This is a genomic window from Paenibacillus sp. JJ1683, assembly GCF_053006485.1.
Map to the genome: position 1 here is coordinate 5,262,377 of NZ_CM129820.1, position 16,251 is coordinate 5,278,627.

The following is a 16,251-nucleotide window of genomic DNA, read 5'->3' on the forward strand; positions in this document are numbered from 1 at the left end:
GACCCTGTTATAAAACAGTCGCAAGAAGTCGCATTAAGACTGAGCGTTAGCCCCTGCGACAATTTCCGTAATTTCCTGGGTAATAGCCGCTTGACGAGCACGGTTATAGGTTAAGGAAAGCTCTCCAATCAACTTGGTAGCATTCTTCGTAGCTGATCCCATTGCCGTCATCTTCGCTCCCAGCTCACTTGCTTTACCATCCAGCAAAGCGCCGTAAATGAGCGTTTCCGCGTAACGCGGTAGCAATACTTCAAGCACACCTTCTGGTGAAGGTTCATACTCATAGTTAATTGAGGATGAAGTCGTAGCAGAATCCGGTGTTGCCATCGGTAACAAACGATCAACTGTTGGAATTTGAGTCAATGCGTTGACAAAGCGGTTATAGCATAGATAAAGCTCATCAAATTCTTTAAGTTCAAAGCCTTGTACTGCCTTGCTAGCAATCGTTTTGATATCTGCAAATGCAGGTGTATCTGACAGATCTGTTACCGATTCAGCGATAGGAAATTCACGACGTCTGAAATAATCCCGTCCTTTTCGCCCAATGATGAAAATCATAAATTCATCCTGTGAACGGTGACGTTCAGCAATCGTCTGCGTAACCTGTCGCAAAATATTGGCGTTATAACCACCAGCCAGACCACGATCAGATGTAATGATGAGATAAGCCGTCTTTTTAACTGGACGCGTCTCTAGCATTGGATGCTTGATGTTATTCGCTCCAGAAGCAATGCTACTCACAACTTCTTTAAGCTTTTCCGAGTAAGGACGAGCCGATTCCGCTTTTTCCTGAGCTTTTCTCAGCTTGGATGCAGCGACCATTTCCATTGCTTTCGTGATCTGCTTCGTACTCTGCACACTTTTAATCTGACGTTTAATCTCGCGCATACCTTTTGCCATGATTTCACCACCTTCAAGCTTTGACAAAGCCAAAGCTAACTTCGTAAGATTCAAATCCAGCCGGACATATGTTAAAGGGCCTGTTAGTGAGGGTAAAACATGCCAAGGAAGCCACAACCCAGAGGGTACGCTTCCTTAGGACATCTTTCATCATAAACAGGCAAATTCCAATGTATTAAACCGACGTGGCGAATGATTTTTTGAATTTCTCGATAGCTGCCTTCAAAGCTGCTTCATTATCAGCAACCAAGTCTTTCGTGTCGCGGATAGATTGAAGCACATCCTGATGATCGGACTCCATGAAAGACAGGAAGTCTTTTTCAAAACGTTTTACATCCGCTACAGGAATATCATCGAGGAAGCCTTTTACAGCAGTATACAAGCTCACTACTTGTTGCTCTACAGCAAGCGGTTGGTTAACACCTTGTTTCAAAATTTCCATCATGCGTGCACCGCGATCGAGACGGGCTTTAGTGGATTTATCCAAGTCGGACCCGAATTGGGAGAACGCTTGAAGCTCACGATATTGAGCGAGATCCAGACGCAGGGAACCTGCAACCTTTTTCATCGCTTTAATCTGAGCGGAGCCACCTACACGAGATACGGAAATACCTACGTTGATCGCCGGACGTTGCCCAGCATAGAACAAGTCAGCTTCCAGGAAGATCTGTCCATCCGTGATGGAAATAACGTTAGTTGGAATATACGCAGAAACGTCGGAAGCCTGTGTCTCGATGAACGGCAATGCGGTAAGTGATCCGCCACCGAGCTCATCATTCAGCTTCGCTGCACGTTCCAGCAAGCGAGAGTGCAGGTAGAAAACGTCACCCGGATATGCTTCACGACCCGGTGGACGACGCAGCAACAGGGAAAGTTCCCGGTAAGCAGACGCTTGTTTAGTCAAGTCATCATAAACAACGAGGACGTGCTCGCCTTTGTACATAAAGTACTCACCCATGGCACAGCCAGAGTAAGGAGCAATGTACAGCAATGGTGATGGTTCGGAAGCAGATGCCGTAACGACAATCGTGTATTCCAGCGCACCATGACGACGCAATGTTTCAACAACTTGAGCAACCGTGGATTGTTTTTGACCAATAGCAACATAAATACATTTCATGCCGTTGCCTTTTTGGTTCAAAATAGCATCGATTGCGATAGAAGTTTTACCTGTTTGACGGTCACCGATAATCAACTCACGTTGACCACGACCAATCGGAACCATCGCATCAATAGCTTTAATCCCTGTCTGCATAGGCTCATGTACCGATTTACGGGCCATAACGCCTGGAGCCTGACTTTCAACCGGACGGAATTCTGTTGTAGCAATCGGTCCTTTACCGTCTACTGGTTGTCCCAGCGGGTTAACTACACGTCCGATCATTGCTTCGCCTACAGGGACTTGCATGATCTGACCTGTACGTTTTACTTGACCACCTTCGCGAATGTCGGAGAATTGACCCAAAATAACAACACCGACATTGCTCTCTTCCACATTGAGCGCCAAGCCCAATACGCCAGTGTCGAATTCGACCAATTCACCGGCCATAACTTTTTCCAGTCCGTAGACGCGGGCAATACCGTCGCCGACTTCAACAACAGTGCCGACTTCAACGACCTCGATATCATTTTTATATTGTTCAATCTGACTTTTAATCAATGAACTGATTTCCTCAGGTTTGATACTCAAGTGTGTTCACCCCTATCTTCTATACTCGTCTGTTAAAGGATTTCTCGAGACGATCCAGCTTGCCGGCCAGACTGCCGTCGTACAGTGTATCGCCGATAACCACTTTCAATCCGCCCAGCAGACTCGGGTCCACTATATTTTCCACACGGATTGTTTTATGTTCACGGGTTCCGAATTCCTCGGCTACCGCTGTTTTTTCCTGATCACTTAAAGCATAAGTCGAATACACCTTAGCATGGGCAATCCCCAGCTTGTATTCCTGAATATCGAGATATCCGGCCAGGAGAGATTCGAACAAATCTGCTCTACTGCGCTGAATCAGCAGCTTAATCGTGTTAATCAGCGACGCAGACAACTTGCCTTCAAAATTGCTAGCCAGAACCTGAAGCTTGACTGCTTCCGTAATGTTAGGAGAATTAATGAATTTACGGATTTCAGCATCCCCCGATACAGCTTCTACAAAGGCACGTAGCTCCTGTTCGGTTTCCATAATGGTTTGCTCCTGCTCTGCTACTTCATACAAAGCTTTCGCATACCGTTTGGCAACTACCGTATCTCGGCTCATGCTTTGCCTCCTACCTCTTTAAGGTATTGGTCGACAAGCTCTCCCTGGACTTGGTCTTCCTTAATTTCCTTTTGAATCAGTTTGGAAGCAATTTGTACCGAAGCTTTACCCACTTCGCTGCGCAATTCGGCAACTGCCTTATTACGCTCGCTTGTGATTTCACGAACAGCTTCGTCTTTCAGGCGGACAGCTTCGTCTTTGGCCTGAATAATAATTTGTTCCGCTTGCTTGTTACCTGTTTGTTTTGACTGCTCTATAATATCGTAGGCTTCCTTACGCGCCTGCTGGAGAGCCTGCTTTTGCTCCTCAACATAAGCAACAGCCTGTTCACGTGTTTGTGCCGCCTCATTCATTTGCTGTAACACGAGTTGACGCCGCTTTTCCATAACGGAAAAGAGAGGGCCAAATGCATAGCGCGTCAGTAACCAGTACAAGATCAAAAATGCAATGATAGTGAAAACGATACTTGTCCAATTTAAACTCAATTGAAGTCACTCCTTTCCGGTGAACGTCGGTTCTGGGTCTTTCATGTTCAAACGAACAAAGAAGGCGCGGATGGCTGTGCCTTCCCCGCCAAACCTTGCTTCCATTCAATTAAGCACCTGCGTAGAAAATGAATGCCAGAACGACCCCGATGATTGGCAGGGCTTCGACCAGACCTACACCGATAAACATTACCGTTTGCAATGTTGCTTTAGCTTCAGGCTGACGAGCAATACCTTCAACTGTTTTACTTACGATCAGACCGTTACCAATACCTGCGCCCAAAGCGCCCAAACCTACTGCGATTGCAGCTGCGATATATGCCCAAACTCCCATTTTAAAAAATCCTCCTTAGTGATGTGTATTTGTGTTTTACATGTATTTGCAGTTAAGCGCGAAGCGTACTCCTGAACTTAACTAAAAACCGGAAAACGTGCTTGTCTAATGCTCTTCTTCATGCGTGTCAATGGACTGCGAAATATATACAAACGTTAGAATCGTAAAGACGAACGCTTGGATACTGCCGACAAAAATACTGAATCCCTGCCAGACTACGAGTCCCAATACGGAAGCAACCATACCTCCCACACCAAGTGCTGTCATTTTCAGCAGAACACTAATCAAAACTTCGCCGGCAAAAATATTACCGAATAGACGCATACCGTGTGTCAATAGTTTTGAGAACTGCTCAATCAAGTTAATTGGCAAAAAGAACGGAAATGGCTGAACGTAATGCTTGAAGTAAGCTTTGGTATTACGGAAGATCCCCAGGAAATGAACCAGGACAAAGATCATCAATGCCAGTCCAATGGATACCCCTGCATCTGCGGTAGGTGATTTCCACCAGCTGATACCTACATGGGCAGCTTCGCCCGGGTGAGACGCCTGTGCTTGTTCTAATGCTTCTTTGACTGGAATGATTTCATGTCCAAATACTTGGGCACTTTGCACATTATCGAATTCAGTCACAATGCCGAACGGTAAACCCAGCATATTGCCCACGAAAATGAACATGATCAGCGTCATCCCCAAGGAGAGGAATGGCTTCCCTTTTTTCAAATCCATCGTGCTGGAAATCAGTCCTTGAACGAATTCTACGACCCATTCCATAAAATTTTGCAACTTGCTCGGATTGTCCACAGACAAATTGCGCGTTGCAGCAAATGCCAGTCCAAATACAATCGCGCAGGTCACAACCAGCATAATAATGACGGACAAGTCAATGTTAAACCCGCCCAATTGGATAATCGGTGATTCATGCAACATGTTTTCTCACCCCTTTCTCAGTTGAGCTATCATTTTTCCTGAAGCGCGAATATGATGCCTATAATTAACAGAAGGAATTGTCCGGTCACCAAGCTTGCCATTACAGCGATCTCATGGAAATAGGCCGGGAATTCTATAGCCAGCACCACTGCCAAAATTGAGGTCCCTAATCGAACGCCAAAGCCAATACCAAACACTCTCTTCTTTCTTTCACCGGCGGCCGCACTCGCAACCTGTCGAATTTTGTAGGCCATATACAGCACATTTAGACAGCTTACTCCCGTTCCCAGAATGATTCCGTGAGCAATGTCACGATGTTGGGGCATGAAGGCGGAGACCAGGAAACACAGAGCCATAATACCAAGCGCCACGATCCATAACATTTTTTGCATACGGGTCATCTCATTCATGGTTATCCCTCAATACCTTTCCGATCACAAGGGCAATACTTAATGCGCCTACAACCAAGCCTGCGAGAACGCTTACGCCAATCCAAATTCCGGAGCCACCAAGTTTGGTATCAAGCCATTTTCCGGCATAGAAACCACCCAGTGTGCATATCGTCAAATCAATGCCGATCGCGCTCACCAGTCCTATAGCCTTAAAGGCATTTCCGGTGTTGTTTCGGTTGTTGTTTTGCTTGGAAGGTTTGACCACTTTTCTCATGTCACCCCTGCAATTCCAGTCCATTTTACTTAAATATAAGATGCTTTGTCAATTGAGATATTTTAGCGCCCTAAAGTATAAAAATCAGTCGACAAAGCATCTAAAAGTGCTGTATCCCTTGGTAACCGTACAGTTTAACTGTATGCTTACCTTGTAAAGATTAATTATTACGAACGGACGCCTTTTGTGAACATTGTGTGAAATTCTTCAGGACGTTCTGTTTGAACACCATAATGGTGCAAAATCGCATTGACAATTCTTACAGATGCCTGTCCATCACCGTAAGGATTCGCTGCCTGACTCATAGACTCATACAACGCGGAATCTGTCAAAAGAGCCTTGGTCCGATTGTACACGTTCTCTTCACTTGTACCCACCAGTTCCAAGGTACCCGCTTCAATCCCTTCCGGTCTTTCGGTCGTATCACGCAGCACTAGGACAGGTACTCCGAACGAAGGCGCTTCTTCCTGAAGACCACCGGAATCGGTAAGAATCAGATGCGTGTGTGGATAAAAATTGTGCAGGTCCACTACATCCAGCGGATCAATCAGCTTAATACGCGGATGGTTGCCCAAAATTTCAAATGCAGGTTCCTTCACAGCCGGACTCGGATGAACCGGGTAAACAATTGCAATATCCTCAAACTCATCTGCGATCCGCTTAACCGCATTAAAAATCTGACGATGCGGTTCCCCTTGGGATTCCCGGCGATGTGCTGTCATGAGAATCAGGCGTTTGCCCTGAGCCCAGTCCAGTACCGGATGCTCGTAGTCCTGGCGAACTGTATACTGAAACACGTCAGTTACTGTATTGCCTGTTACATATATTCGCGATTCAGGTTTATTTTCCTTCCGCAAATTTCCAGCCGATAAAGAAGTAGGCGAAAAATGCAGATCGGACAGCACACCTGTGAGCTGACGATTCATTTCTTCAGGATATGGAGAAAGCTTGTTCCATGTCCGCAAACCTGCTTCCACATGCCCTACTTCAATTTGCTGCATAAAGGCTGCATAGCTAGCCAAGAAAGTCGTCAGCGTATCGCCGTGAACCAACACGATATCAGGCTTGGCTTCACGCAATACGGGTTCCAGACCTTGAAGTACACGTATGGAGATTTCATTGAGTGTCTGGCGATCCTTCATTACATCCAGATCATAGTCAGGGTGGATATTAAAAACTTCCAGAACCTGATCAAGCATCTGGCGATGTTGAGCTGTTACGCATACTACGGACTCGATATGCTCCGGATGGCGCTGAAGCTCCAAAATGAGAGGTGCCATCTTAATCGCTTCCGGACGCACACCGAAAATGGTCATCACTTTAATTTTAGACATTTTCTGTTGAACCCCTTTTCATAATAAACGTCTGCTTCCCAGATCTTCCGTGATTCAGATAGATGATCTGTCTTAGCGTCCATAGATTGTGCCGAACCGCTAAAAGCAGTCTACTTAGTTCCGTACAAGCGGTCTCCCGCATCTCCAAGACCCGGAATGATGTAACCATGATCATCCAAACGCTCGTCCAGTGCAGCGACATAAATGTCTACATCAGGATGCGCATCCTGCACAGCTTTCACTCCTTCAGGAGCGGCAATCAGATTCATCATTTTAATTTGAGTACAGCCTCTTTTTTTCAACACATCAATCGCTGCGATCGCCGACCCGCCCGTTGCGAGCATCGGATCAATTACGATCAATTCACGTTCAGTTACATCCGTAGGCAGCTTCGTATAATATTCTACGGGTTGCAATGTCTCAGGATCACGGAACAACCCCACATGTCCTACTTTTGCAGCAGGCAAAAGCTTTACGACACCATCCAGCATACCCAGGCCTGCACGCAAAATCGGGATAAGGCCCAACATACGACCAGAAATCACTTTACCTTCAGTTTCAGCAACTGGAGTCTGTACCGTAATGCTCTCCAGCGGAATATCTCTTGTAATTTCATAAGCCATCAAAGTTGCTACTTCATCAACCAGTTCACGGAAATCTTTCGTGTTGGTCCGCACATCGCGGATAAATGTAAGTTTGTGTTGGATCAAAGGGTGATCGCAAACCACCAGTTTTGCCATAATATATTCCCTCCGGTATTATCGTCACGTTCTTCCGCACCAGCATATCGAACATCCTGATTCGAAAGGATCTATGTAACCTATTTGTACAAACCAAATAAGCACAGATGCAATGCGTGCCTGTAAATCCTGTTTATTATAACATTCCCTTGATTGATTTAACACCTGCCACTGCAACCTTTTGTCAAGGGAAAGATATGACAGGCAAAATACTTGGCAAGGCCCATTTACGTGTGACTTTTGTCATATGAAATCATACTAAAAAGGCTCTGACGGTCCTTGACCGTCAAAGCCTACCAGTTCTAAACTTCCTGCCTGAGATATAGCCTCTGCTATCCCACGCATATATTCTTTATCTATACTTAAGATTATCCCACGCTCCCTGAAATTGCTGAAGCATTTCGTCCTTCGTAATAACGCCTGCGATATAGGCTTGCATACTACTGCTTAAATCCTGATTTAGCCCCTTTGGAAAGCGCTGGAAGTTCCAGCTCCATATCTTGCCTTCCTTCACGTGCCGAGATATTTCCGCACCCAAATCACCTGTGGTCTCGTCACTGGACGTGATACTTTTGAAGGCAGGAACGAACTTAAACTCCTTGGTAATATAATGCTTGCCTGTTTCTGATGTGACCAGCCAGTTGAGAAATTCCTTTGCCTCCTGCTTCACAGGCGAGTTTTTGTTGACAACCCAGTTCGAGGCCACTCCCACAGCCAGTTTGTCTCCAGTGGAAGAATTATTGTCTATAGGCGTAGGAAGAATACCCAAATTCAAGTTAGGATTAATTCCATCTATTTGCGGCTGCGTCCAGTTCCCCTGGTGCATCATAGCGGCCTTGCCTGTTGAAAACAGTGTCACTTGTGTATTGTAGTCCGTCGTGAGCGGATTGGGGTTTCCATATTTTAAAGTCAGGTCAAGCAACTTCACCCACTGATCGAACACGGGGTTACCAGGAATGCGAGCAGTTCCTTGGTTTAAATCCGCAACGTAGCTCTCCGGGTTCGGCTGTCTGGCAAAGGGGATATTGATAAAATGGTTTCCCAGAACCCACCATTCTGCATAGCCGTTAGCAAAAGGGATAATCCCTGCTGCTTTCAGTCGCTTGGCTGCTTCCTCCAATTCATCTAACGTCTGAGGCAATTTGGTTATACCCGCTTTTTTGAACAAATCCTTATTATAAACAAAACCAAATCCCTCCAGGTTCATAGGCTGTCCATAAATCTTACCGTTAACCGTCATCGGCTTACGGGCGAAATCGTCCAGGTCCTTCACCCATGGCTGATCCGACAAATCCTCCAGATACTCAAACCACGTATCGCGATCCTGGTAACCCTCATTCGTGAAAATGTCCGGCTGATCGCCTGAGGCGAATTTAGCCTTCAACGAAGCAGCGTAGTCCGTACCCCCACCGACAGATTGAATATCCAGCTTGATACCAGGGTGCGTTCTTTCATACTCAGCCTTCAGTTTGTTCAACGGTTCCGAAATCTCCACTTTGAATTGATAAATGTGTATCGTTTTGGTCCCACTCTGTTGAGCCTTTGTATTACCACAACCTGCAAGCATACACGTAAGCAGCAACATCAGGGAGATGACAAGCAGCACTGTCTTTTTCATCCGATAACCCTCCCATCAGCCTTTAACCGCTCCGGCCGCAATGCCAGAAACGATATATTTTTGCATCACCAGAAAAAACACAACGATTGGCGTGATTCCGAGCACCAGTGCAGGCAACGCCAAGTCCCATTGCTTGGTATATTGACCAAACAGCATATAGGTCGCAATCGGAATCGTACGCAGCTCAGGATCATTTAAAATGAGCGAAGGCAGCAGATAATCATTCCAGATCCATAACGTATTCAAAATAAGTACGGTCACGAACATAGGGAGCAACAGTGGACAAACGATGCGAAAGAACACCCCGTAACGAGAGGAACCATCTACTCTCGCCGCTTGCTCAACCTCAATAGGCACCGTTTTAATAAAACCATGAAACAGAAAAACCGATAAAGGCGCTCCAAAACCCAGATAGCACAAAATCAGTCCTGGTATGCTGTTGTTCAGGCTCAATACGTTGGACACTTCCATAAGCGGCAACATAATCGATTGAAAAGGTACGACCATCGCAGCCACAAGTAAACCGAACAGGAACCGATTAAAAAGAGTATCATGCCGAACCATTTGGTAGGCGGCCATCGAGCTGATCAGCAGCAAAAGCGCATTGCTGACGATGGTGACGATCAGTGAATTCCCCAGTGCTGTGGGAAAGTTTATTTTATTCCAGGCGTTAGCATAGTTTTCAAAACGGAAGGTTGTCGGCCACGAAGCGGAATGAGCCAAAATGTCTCCAAAAGATTTAACCGAGTTCACGAGCAAAAAATAGAACGGAATTAGAAAGATCAACCCAATCACAATAAGCAATATTTCAGCTACCCATGTGCTCAAACGATAGTTCGATGTTTTTTCCATTACATTTCGACCTCCTTTTTCTTCGTGAGGCGCACCTGAATGCTGGTAATGATCGCAACGACCACGAAGAAAATCATAGCCTTGGCAGTTCCCAATCCAAGTCGATTATTTGTAAACGCTTCATTATATATGTCCAACGCTACAGACTCTGTCGCCTTGAATGGTCCACCCTTTGTCAAAGCCAAATTCAGCTCAAATACTTTAAAGGACCAGGATATCGCCAGGAACAAGCAGACGGTCACTGCTGGCATAATAAGCGGCACCACGATATGACGCAAAACCTGTCTTCGGCTCGCACCATCAATTTGGGCTGATTCAATAAGAGCATGCGGGACATTATTTAGAGAGGATATGTAAATAACCATGAGATAACCTGCGTATTGCCAAACAAACACAATGACAGTTCCCCAAAATGCAGTAGGCCCATCACCCAACCACGGCAGTTTGAAAAAGGAAAGCCCTGTGGCCTCTCCCACCGCTGAAAAGCCGCGTACAAATATAAATTGCCAGATGAAGCCGAGCAGCAAGCCGCCGATCATATTAGGCATAAAAAATACAGTTCGCAGTGCATTGCGGGTACGCAACGGCTTTGTAAGCGCATAGGCCAGGAAAAAGCCCACCAGGTTAGTTAGAATGACACCACATACGGTAAAGCGGACCGTAAACCAAAATGCATTACGGAAGTCCGGATCATCTTTAAAAATATGAATGTAATTCCCTAGTCCGAGCCATCGGACATGTTCAGATACGCCATCCCAGTTCGTCATGGAATAATACAGCCCCAACAGGAACGGAATGACCATAATTAAGACGAAAAACAACGCCATCGGTCCTACAAATATGAGCTGCTGCAATAATTGCGCGGATTTTCTTTGGCTCAATGCAATCACTCCTTTGTCGTAGATCATGAAGGAAAATGCGCATAAATCCTTACTTTAATCGCTTATTACCCAAAAACGTAAGTTTCGAGTCGTCTGGAATCAAAAAAAAGGCTGTTCTCCCTTCGCTAACGAAAGGAAAACAGCCTTATCATATAAAGATTAAAAGGAATGGCGATGAATTAGTATTGTGTTCCTGGATAGATCGGGAACTTATCTGTCAACTCGCCCACCGCTTGGCTTGCTTTGGACAATACAGTATCATCTTTTGGATTTTTAAGAGTATCAGCAATAATTTTACCAATTTTAACCATAGCTTCTTCATCCATACCACGAGAAGTTGCAGCAGGTGTACCAATACGGATGCCGCTGGTAACGAACGGACTCGTTGGGTCGAAAGGAATGGCATTTTTGTTGACCGTGATACCCACGGAATCCAATACATGCTCCGCTTCTTTACCTGTAATATTCAAATTGCGAGTATCCAACAGCATCAGGTGATTATCCGTACCACCGGATACAATGTTGATTCCCTCTGCCAGCAGTGTTTCAGCCAGCACCTGTGCGTTGCGAACTACGTTTTGCGCATAGGTTTTGAATGATGGCTGGAGCGCTTCACCCAGAGCAACTGCTTTGGACGCGATCACGTGCATCAGTGGTCCTCCTTGAGTACCAGGGAAGATAGCTTTATCAATCGCTTGCGCCCACGCTTTGCGAGTCAGAATTAGCCCCCCACGCGGACCACGCAGCGTTTTGTGTGTCGTTGTTGTCACAAATTGGGCATGAGGAACTGGACTAGGGTGAATCCCTGCTGCCACGAGACCTGCGATATGTGCCATATCCACCATGAATAAAGCACCTACATCATTAGCAATGGAAGCAAAGGCTTCAAAATCGATAGTACGCGGATATGCACTTGCACCAGCTACGATGAGACGAGGGCGGTGCTTGAAGGCTGCTTTGCGCACTTCATCATAGTCGATGCGGAAGTTGTCTTCACGTACACCGTAAGCAGCAAAGTTATACAACAAACCGGAGGCATTAACCGGGCTTCCGTGTGTTAAGTGGCCGCCATGCGCCAGATTCATACCCAGTACAGTATCTCCAGGTTGAAGAGCTGCCAGATATACCGCCATGTTAGCCTGCGCTCCAGAGTGAGGCTGCACGTTCGCATGCTCGGCGCCAAATAGTTCTTTCGCACGGTCACGTGCAATATCTTCGACGATATCTACATGCTCACAGCCACCATAGTAGCGTTTGTTCGGATAACCTTCAGCATATTTATTGGTAAGCACGGAGCCCATGGCTTCCATTACTGCTTCACTGACGATATTCTCAGATGCGATCAGCTCGATATTGTGGCGTTGCCGTTTCAGTTCAAGCCCCATTGCTTCCATCACTGCCGGGTCACTTTTACGCAGATGTTCCATCATGATTGATTACTCCCTCTCCATGGTCAAATTGTTGGGTATACAAGCAAATGCCTGCTCCTCTGTTGGGTACCTCATCATCAATGCAAAAAAGATCAGTACAAACATGCCGACATGCCAAATGCTAATCGCAGTTTCCACCGGCTTCTTGTTCCAGACTGTACACTGCCCGTTGTCCGCCAATAAGCGGAGGACGAGTGAACGCAGCCGTCACACGTGCTTCACCAATCCAGCGAAGGCTTGGGCGAAACGGAACGGCAATCGGGCGCAAATGCATGCCAATCAGCGTTTCGCCGATGTCTATCCCGGCATGAGCCTGCACATTCGCCGCCAGACACGCATCGTCCATAGAGCGATAGGCAACGGTAGCCATAGAGCCCCCTGCTGTACGAACAGGAACAGCCGCAACCTCCATCAGGCCTAATCGCTCCAGTAGAGAACGTTCAACGACCAGTGCTCGGTTCAAGTGCTCACAGCATTGAAACGCCACATCAAAGCCATACTCTCTGCGAACGGATTCTACTCCAGACAACACTTGCTGAGCCACATCCAGCGCTCCTGCTGTGCCGATCCGACTTCCAGCCACTTCACTCGTGCTTGCGCCAATAACCAGCAGGCGACCAGCTTTAAGACTGGCCACTTCTGCAATTTCCCGCACGACAGAAGCGGTCTGTGCTTCGAGTGAAATCTCATGATCCAATTGTTCTACCATTGGAACCTCCTTTGGTTGAACAGCCTCTCAGAGACTAGGCATGGTCCCATGCCCCAAGTTCAACACACTCTCTCCTGATCACAATCTGACTATATTATAGCCGATGTTTCAGATTTCGAGCAGAAAAAATGGAAGAACAAGAAGGCAACAGAAGATCTGCTGTAGCTCGTATACGAAAAAAGAGCAGTCCACACCTATGTGGAATTGCTCTTTTGCCCAGGCGACCGGCCGTATATCCGATGCTCCATCGTGGTTAATCCCACTTTTGTCGCCAGTTACATCGGATTCTCATTTTTCCACCTTATCTTAACGGATTAACTGTCGAAAATCAACAGATTCCGTACAAAATAGAGGAATGGTACCGACTTTATTCGGAAGATCCCTTTAGCTTGTCCAGCAACTTATGCAAAGCTACACGGATTTCCGCAGCTGTGACATCGTAGTCCTCCCGCGAACCGCCAAACGGATCTGAGATATCGAAGCCCGGAATCCGTTGATGTAATTCAATCATTCGCTCACGTTCCTGCGCTGATAGCTCTTGTCCAAGTGAAGCCATCAACTGCTGTGATGCATACAAACCATCTAACTCCTGTACGTCATTCAGCACTGCGTCCCGGTCCTCCACATATTCCTTCAGCGTAAATACTTTGCCCGCCGTTTGTGGAAACCGTTGAATGACATGCTGTTTATGTCCTTGCGTCAAGGTTAAGATCAGATGTGCCCACTCGGCAAGCCCGTCGCTTAAAGGGGTTGAAGTGATCTGATCGGATATATCGTGATCACGTAGAACCGCCTCTGCATGCCGGGATATCGACGCCCCGTCCATCGCAGCTACTCCAGCGGAACGCACTTCCAGTTCCAGTCCATGCTCAGCAGCCAACTTACGTAGCATCCCCTCAGCCATTGGACTGCGACAGGTGTTCCCTGTGCATACAAATAAGATATTCTTCAACGTCTTCACCCCCCGTATGTTGAAAAAATATATAAACAGAGGATTACTCAAATCCTGTATTTATTTTACACTGTCTACGTTAAAATCAAAACATAAACATAAAGCCAAATGCCAGCAAAACGGCACCGCCCACCGCCTCTCCATAATCCCCCAGATTGCGGCTGACCTTGCGCCCCAGTAACAGCCCCAGCATCGCCATCGCTCCCCCGCAAAAACCAAAGGCCAGAACAGTCAGCACCAGGTCACTCTGGAACATCCCCAGGGACACTCCCACAGAAAATGAGTCAATGCTCACCCCAAGTGCAAATAGCAAAAGACCCAAAGGCGACCGATGATCCAATACGTGTACGCCGTCTCCCTTGAAGGAATTGTACACCATATGCCCGCCCAAAAGGATGAGTAATCCCCCTGCGAAATAGGTCGTCACATGGCCTAATAAAGAACTCATATAATGGCCTGTGAACATTCCCAGCAACGGCATCAGGATGTGAAAAAAACCAATCACAATGCTGATGCGCAGCACGTCTCGCAGGCGTATCCCCTTCATACCGATCCCTACGCCCAGCGACAGCGCATCCATCCCTAGCGCTACCGCCATGATCAGAATCGTTACAACCTGCCCAGCATCGGCAGAGGCTGCCAGCATACTCCATCCCTCCATTATCCGTCTGTTCTTGTACACGTTATGCGGACAAGGGGCAAATCAGTACAAGCAGGTACTGAAAATACCCAAAACAGAGACGAGGAGAGAGGAGGAATTAAAATAAGAGACTCCATTCTTTACAGAAGCTACAATCGGATAATTCGATGACCTGCCGCTTTAAGCAGTCGATTCATGACGGCGTCTCCCAATCCCTTCGGCGGGCAGGCTTCCGCCAAAATGTAGGTGACGCCGTCTTCATCGCAGCGTCGGAGCACGCCATATAGACGCTGCGCTGCCTCATGAAGCGCGTCCAGCTTGCCCAGCGTGTAGACCCGTTCTCCGGCGTAGCCGGCGGCATGGTCGTCGAACGCGAGCACCGCCGTGCGCTCCCCGCGCGCGGCAGCCTCCGCCAGCGCGTCGCGAATCCAGCCCGTCACTTCAACAGGCGACGGGCCTTGTACCACGCTCAAGCGGCCTCGCGGCGCGTAGTGTGTATACTTCATGCCCGGCGAGCGTGGCGCCAGGCTGTCGACATCCTGCCCCGGTGTGGCAGCCAACGCCGGGTCCAATACGACGGCGCGAGCAACCGCAGCGAGCTGTTCAGCCGTCACGCCGCCAGGGCGCAGAATGGTGACGGTTCCGTCGTCACCCACTTGCACTACCGTGGACTCCAGTCCCACCCCCGTGGGACCTCCGTCCAAAATACCGCCGATGCGACCCTCCAGGTCCTCCAGCACATGCTGTGCTAGAGTCGGACTGGGTCTTCCCGAGCGGTTGGCGCTTGGTGCAGCCAGCGGACAACCGGCTTCCGTGATCAAGCGCAGCGCGATCGGATGATCCGGCATGCGCACACCGACCGTGTCCAAGCCTGCTGTCACACGCGATGACAGTGCCTGCGGCACTACCGGCAATACGAGGGTCAGCGGTCCTGGCCAAAATGCATTCATCAGCGCTCGGGCTGTATCGTTAATTTCCGCTACCATACCTTTTAATTGAGCAGCATCGGAAATATGTACAATGAGCGGGTTATCGGAAGGACGACCTTTGGCAGCAAATACCGCCTCCACCGCTTTAGTGCTGCGTGCATCGGCCCCCAGTCCGTACACGGTTTCCGTAGGGAAGGCTACCGTCTCTCCAGCCTGGAGAAGTACGGCGGCCTCGCGTATGCCCTTTTCCGCTGCGATCAGAGCCTGTCCAGCTGAAAGTTCGTCAGAACCATCCCCGTCAGTGTTGTTCACAGAATCAACGGAATCCACTTTTTCCACCTCAAAAGACGAGGTAGCAGATACAGTCGTGCTCTCTACAGGAACCAGACATCTTACATCCCACCAGTGTGTATGAGAAGGCTGTAACGCCTGCTCCTGCTCTGCTATCTCTTTTTTCACAAAACCTACGTGCATGTCATGCATTTGATTCACTTTATCACTCATATCAGATCATCCCATATCTTATTGTCATACAGGCCATTTCATGGCCCTGATCCCCAAAACCTACTTTAACAAATCAGTTCGATTTGGCTCTG

18 protein-coding genes and 1 riboswitch are annotated in these 16,251 nt (G+C 47.6%); all 18 genes read right to left on the reverse strand.

Annotated elements, in window-relative coordinates; genetic code table 11:
- Positions 1-33: 33 nt before the first annotated feature.
- The 18 genes from atpG to ACUC6J_RS22690 all read right to left on the reverse strand — a co-directional run bounded on the left by atpG (position 34) and on the right by ACUC6J_RS22690 (position 16,159).
- A complete protein-coding gene (gene atpG / locus ACUC6J_RS22605; RefSeq protein WP_025366011.1) occupies positions 34-900 on the reverse strand; it encodes an ATP synthase F1 subunit gamma in 867 nt (288 codons plus the stop codon).
- A gap of 175 nt (positions 901-1,075) precedes the next feature.
- Entirely contained in the window at positions 1,076-2,590 is a 1,515-nt protein-coding gene (gene atpA / locus ACUC6J_RS22610; RefSeq protein WP_016822886.1) for a F0F1 ATP synthase subunit alpha, read from the reverse strand.
- A gap of 19 nt (positions 2,591-2,609) precedes the next feature.
- Positions 2,610-3,155, reverse strand: coding sequence for a F0F1 ATP synthase subunit delta (locus ACUC6J_RS22615; protein ID WP_016822885.1), 546 nt, complete (start codon positions 3,153-3,155; stop codon positions 2,610-2,612).
- The gene (atpF, locus tag ACUC6J_RS22620; protein WP_013373436.1) at positions 3,152-3,640 is read right to left on the reverse strand and encodes a F0F1 ATP synthase subunit B; all 489 of its coding nucleotides are present in this window, start codon (positions 3,638-3,640) and stop codon (positions 3,152-3,154) included. Before atpF ends, ACUC6J_RS22615 begins: the two co-directional genes overlap by 4 nt.
- 109 nt (positions 3,641-3,749) lie before the next feature.
- A complete protein-coding gene (atpE, locus tag ACUC6J_RS22625) occupies positions 3,750-3,974 on the reverse strand; it encodes a F0F1 ATP synthase subunit C (RefSeq protein WP_007432750.1) in 225 nt (74 codons plus the stop codon).
- Positions 3,975-4,079: 105 nt separating this feature from the next.
- On the reverse strand, positions 4,080-4,904 hold the full coding sequence (gene atpB / locus ACUC6J_RS22630) for a F0F1 ATP synthase subunit A (RefSeq protein WP_016822883.1): 825 nt from the start codon (positions 4,902-4,904) through the stop codon (positions 4,080-4,082).
- 29 nt (positions 4,905-4,933) lie between these two features.
- Positions 4,934-5,314, reverse strand: coding sequence for an ATP synthase subunit I (locus ACUC6J_RS22635; RefSeq protein WP_013312329.1), 381 nt, complete (start codon positions 5,312-5,314; stop codon positions 4,934-4,936).
- The gene (locus tag ACUC6J_RS22640) at positions 5,307-5,570 is read right to left on the reverse strand and encodes an AtpZ/AtpI family protein (RefSeq protein ID WP_016822882.1); all 264 of its coding nucleotides are present in this window, start codon (positions 5,568-5,570) and stop codon (positions 5,307-5,309) included. Before ACUC6J_RS22640 ends, ACUC6J_RS22635 begins: the two co-directional genes overlap by 8 nt.
- A 167-nt stretch (positions 5,571-5,737) precedes the next feature.
- Positions 5,738-6,904: a non-hydrolyzing UDP-N-acetylglucosamine 2-epimerase gene (gene wecB, locus ACUC6J_RS22645; protein ID WP_016822881.1), complete on the reverse strand. Its 1,167-nt coding sequence runs from the start codon at positions 6,902-6,904 to the stop codon at positions 5,738-5,740.
- Between the two features lie 110 nt (positions 6,905-7,014).
- Positions 7,015-7,644: a uracil phosphoribosyltransferase gene (gene upp / locus ACUC6J_RS22650; RefSeq protein WP_013312332.1), complete on the reverse strand. Its 630-nt coding sequence runs from the start codon at positions 7,642-7,644 to the stop codon at positions 7,015-7,017.
- Between the two features lie 352 nt (positions 7,645-7,996).
- The gene (locus ACUC6J_RS22655; RefSeq protein ID WP_045244657.1) at positions 7,997-9,262 is read right to left on the reverse strand and encodes an ABC transporter substrate-binding protein; all 1,266 of its coding nucleotides are present in this window, start codon (positions 9,260-9,262) and stop codon (positions 7,997-7,999) included.
- A gap of 15 nt (positions 9,263-9,277) precedes the next feature.
- Positions 9,278-10,114, reverse strand: coding sequence for a carbohydrate ABC transporter permease (locus ACUC6J_RS22660; RefSeq protein ID WP_123797734.1), 837 nt, complete (start codon positions 10,112-10,114; stop codon positions 9,278-9,280).
- Entirely contained in the window at positions 10,114-10,995 is an 882-nt protein-coding gene (locus ACUC6J_RS22665) for a carbohydrate ABC transporter permease (RefSeq protein WP_019688821.1), read from the reverse strand. The genes ACUC6J_RS22660 and ACUC6J_RS22665 overlap by 1 nt, the downstream gene beginning before the upstream one ends.
- Positions 10,996-11,174: 179 nt before the next feature.
- Positions 11,175-12,425, reverse strand: coding sequence for a serine hydroxymethyltransferase (locus tag ACUC6J_RS22670; protein ID WP_016324828.1), 1,251 nt, complete (start codon positions 12,423-12,425; stop codon positions 11,175-11,177).
- A 121-nt stretch (positions 12,426-12,546) separates the two neighbouring features.
- A complete protein-coding gene (locus ACUC6J_RS22675) occupies positions 12,547-13,134 on the reverse strand; it encodes a TIGR01440 family protein (RefSeq protein ID WP_016822875.1) in 588 nt (195 codons plus the stop codon).
- Positions 13,135-13,341: 207 nt separating this feature from the next.
- Positions 13,342-13,423, reverse strand: a riboswitch (ZMP/ZTP riboswitch).
- A 78-nt stretch (positions 13,424-13,501) separates the two neighbouring features.
- Positions 13,502-14,086 carry a low molecular weight protein arginine phosphatase gene (locus ACUC6J_RS22680; RefSeq protein ID WP_019688822.1) on the reverse strand — a complete coding sequence of 195 codons (585 nt, stop codon included), beginning with the start codon at positions 14,084-14,086 and terminating at the stop codon, positions 13,502-13,504.
- An 85-nt stretch (positions 14,087-14,171) separates the two neighbouring features.
- Positions 14,172-14,732 (reverse strand): manganese efflux pump MntP, encoded by a 561-nt coding sequence (locus tag ACUC6J_RS22685; RefSeq protein ID WP_016822873.1) that lies wholly within the window; start codon positions 14,730-14,732, stop codon positions 14,172-14,174.
- 143 nt (positions 14,733-14,875) lie between these two features.
- A complete protein-coding gene (locus ACUC6J_RS22690; protein WP_447249454.1) occupies positions 14,876-16,159 on the reverse strand; it encodes an L-threonylcarbamoyladenylate synthase in 1,284 nt (427 codons plus the stop codon).
- Between the last annotated feature and the right edge of the window lie 92 nt (positions 16,160-16,251).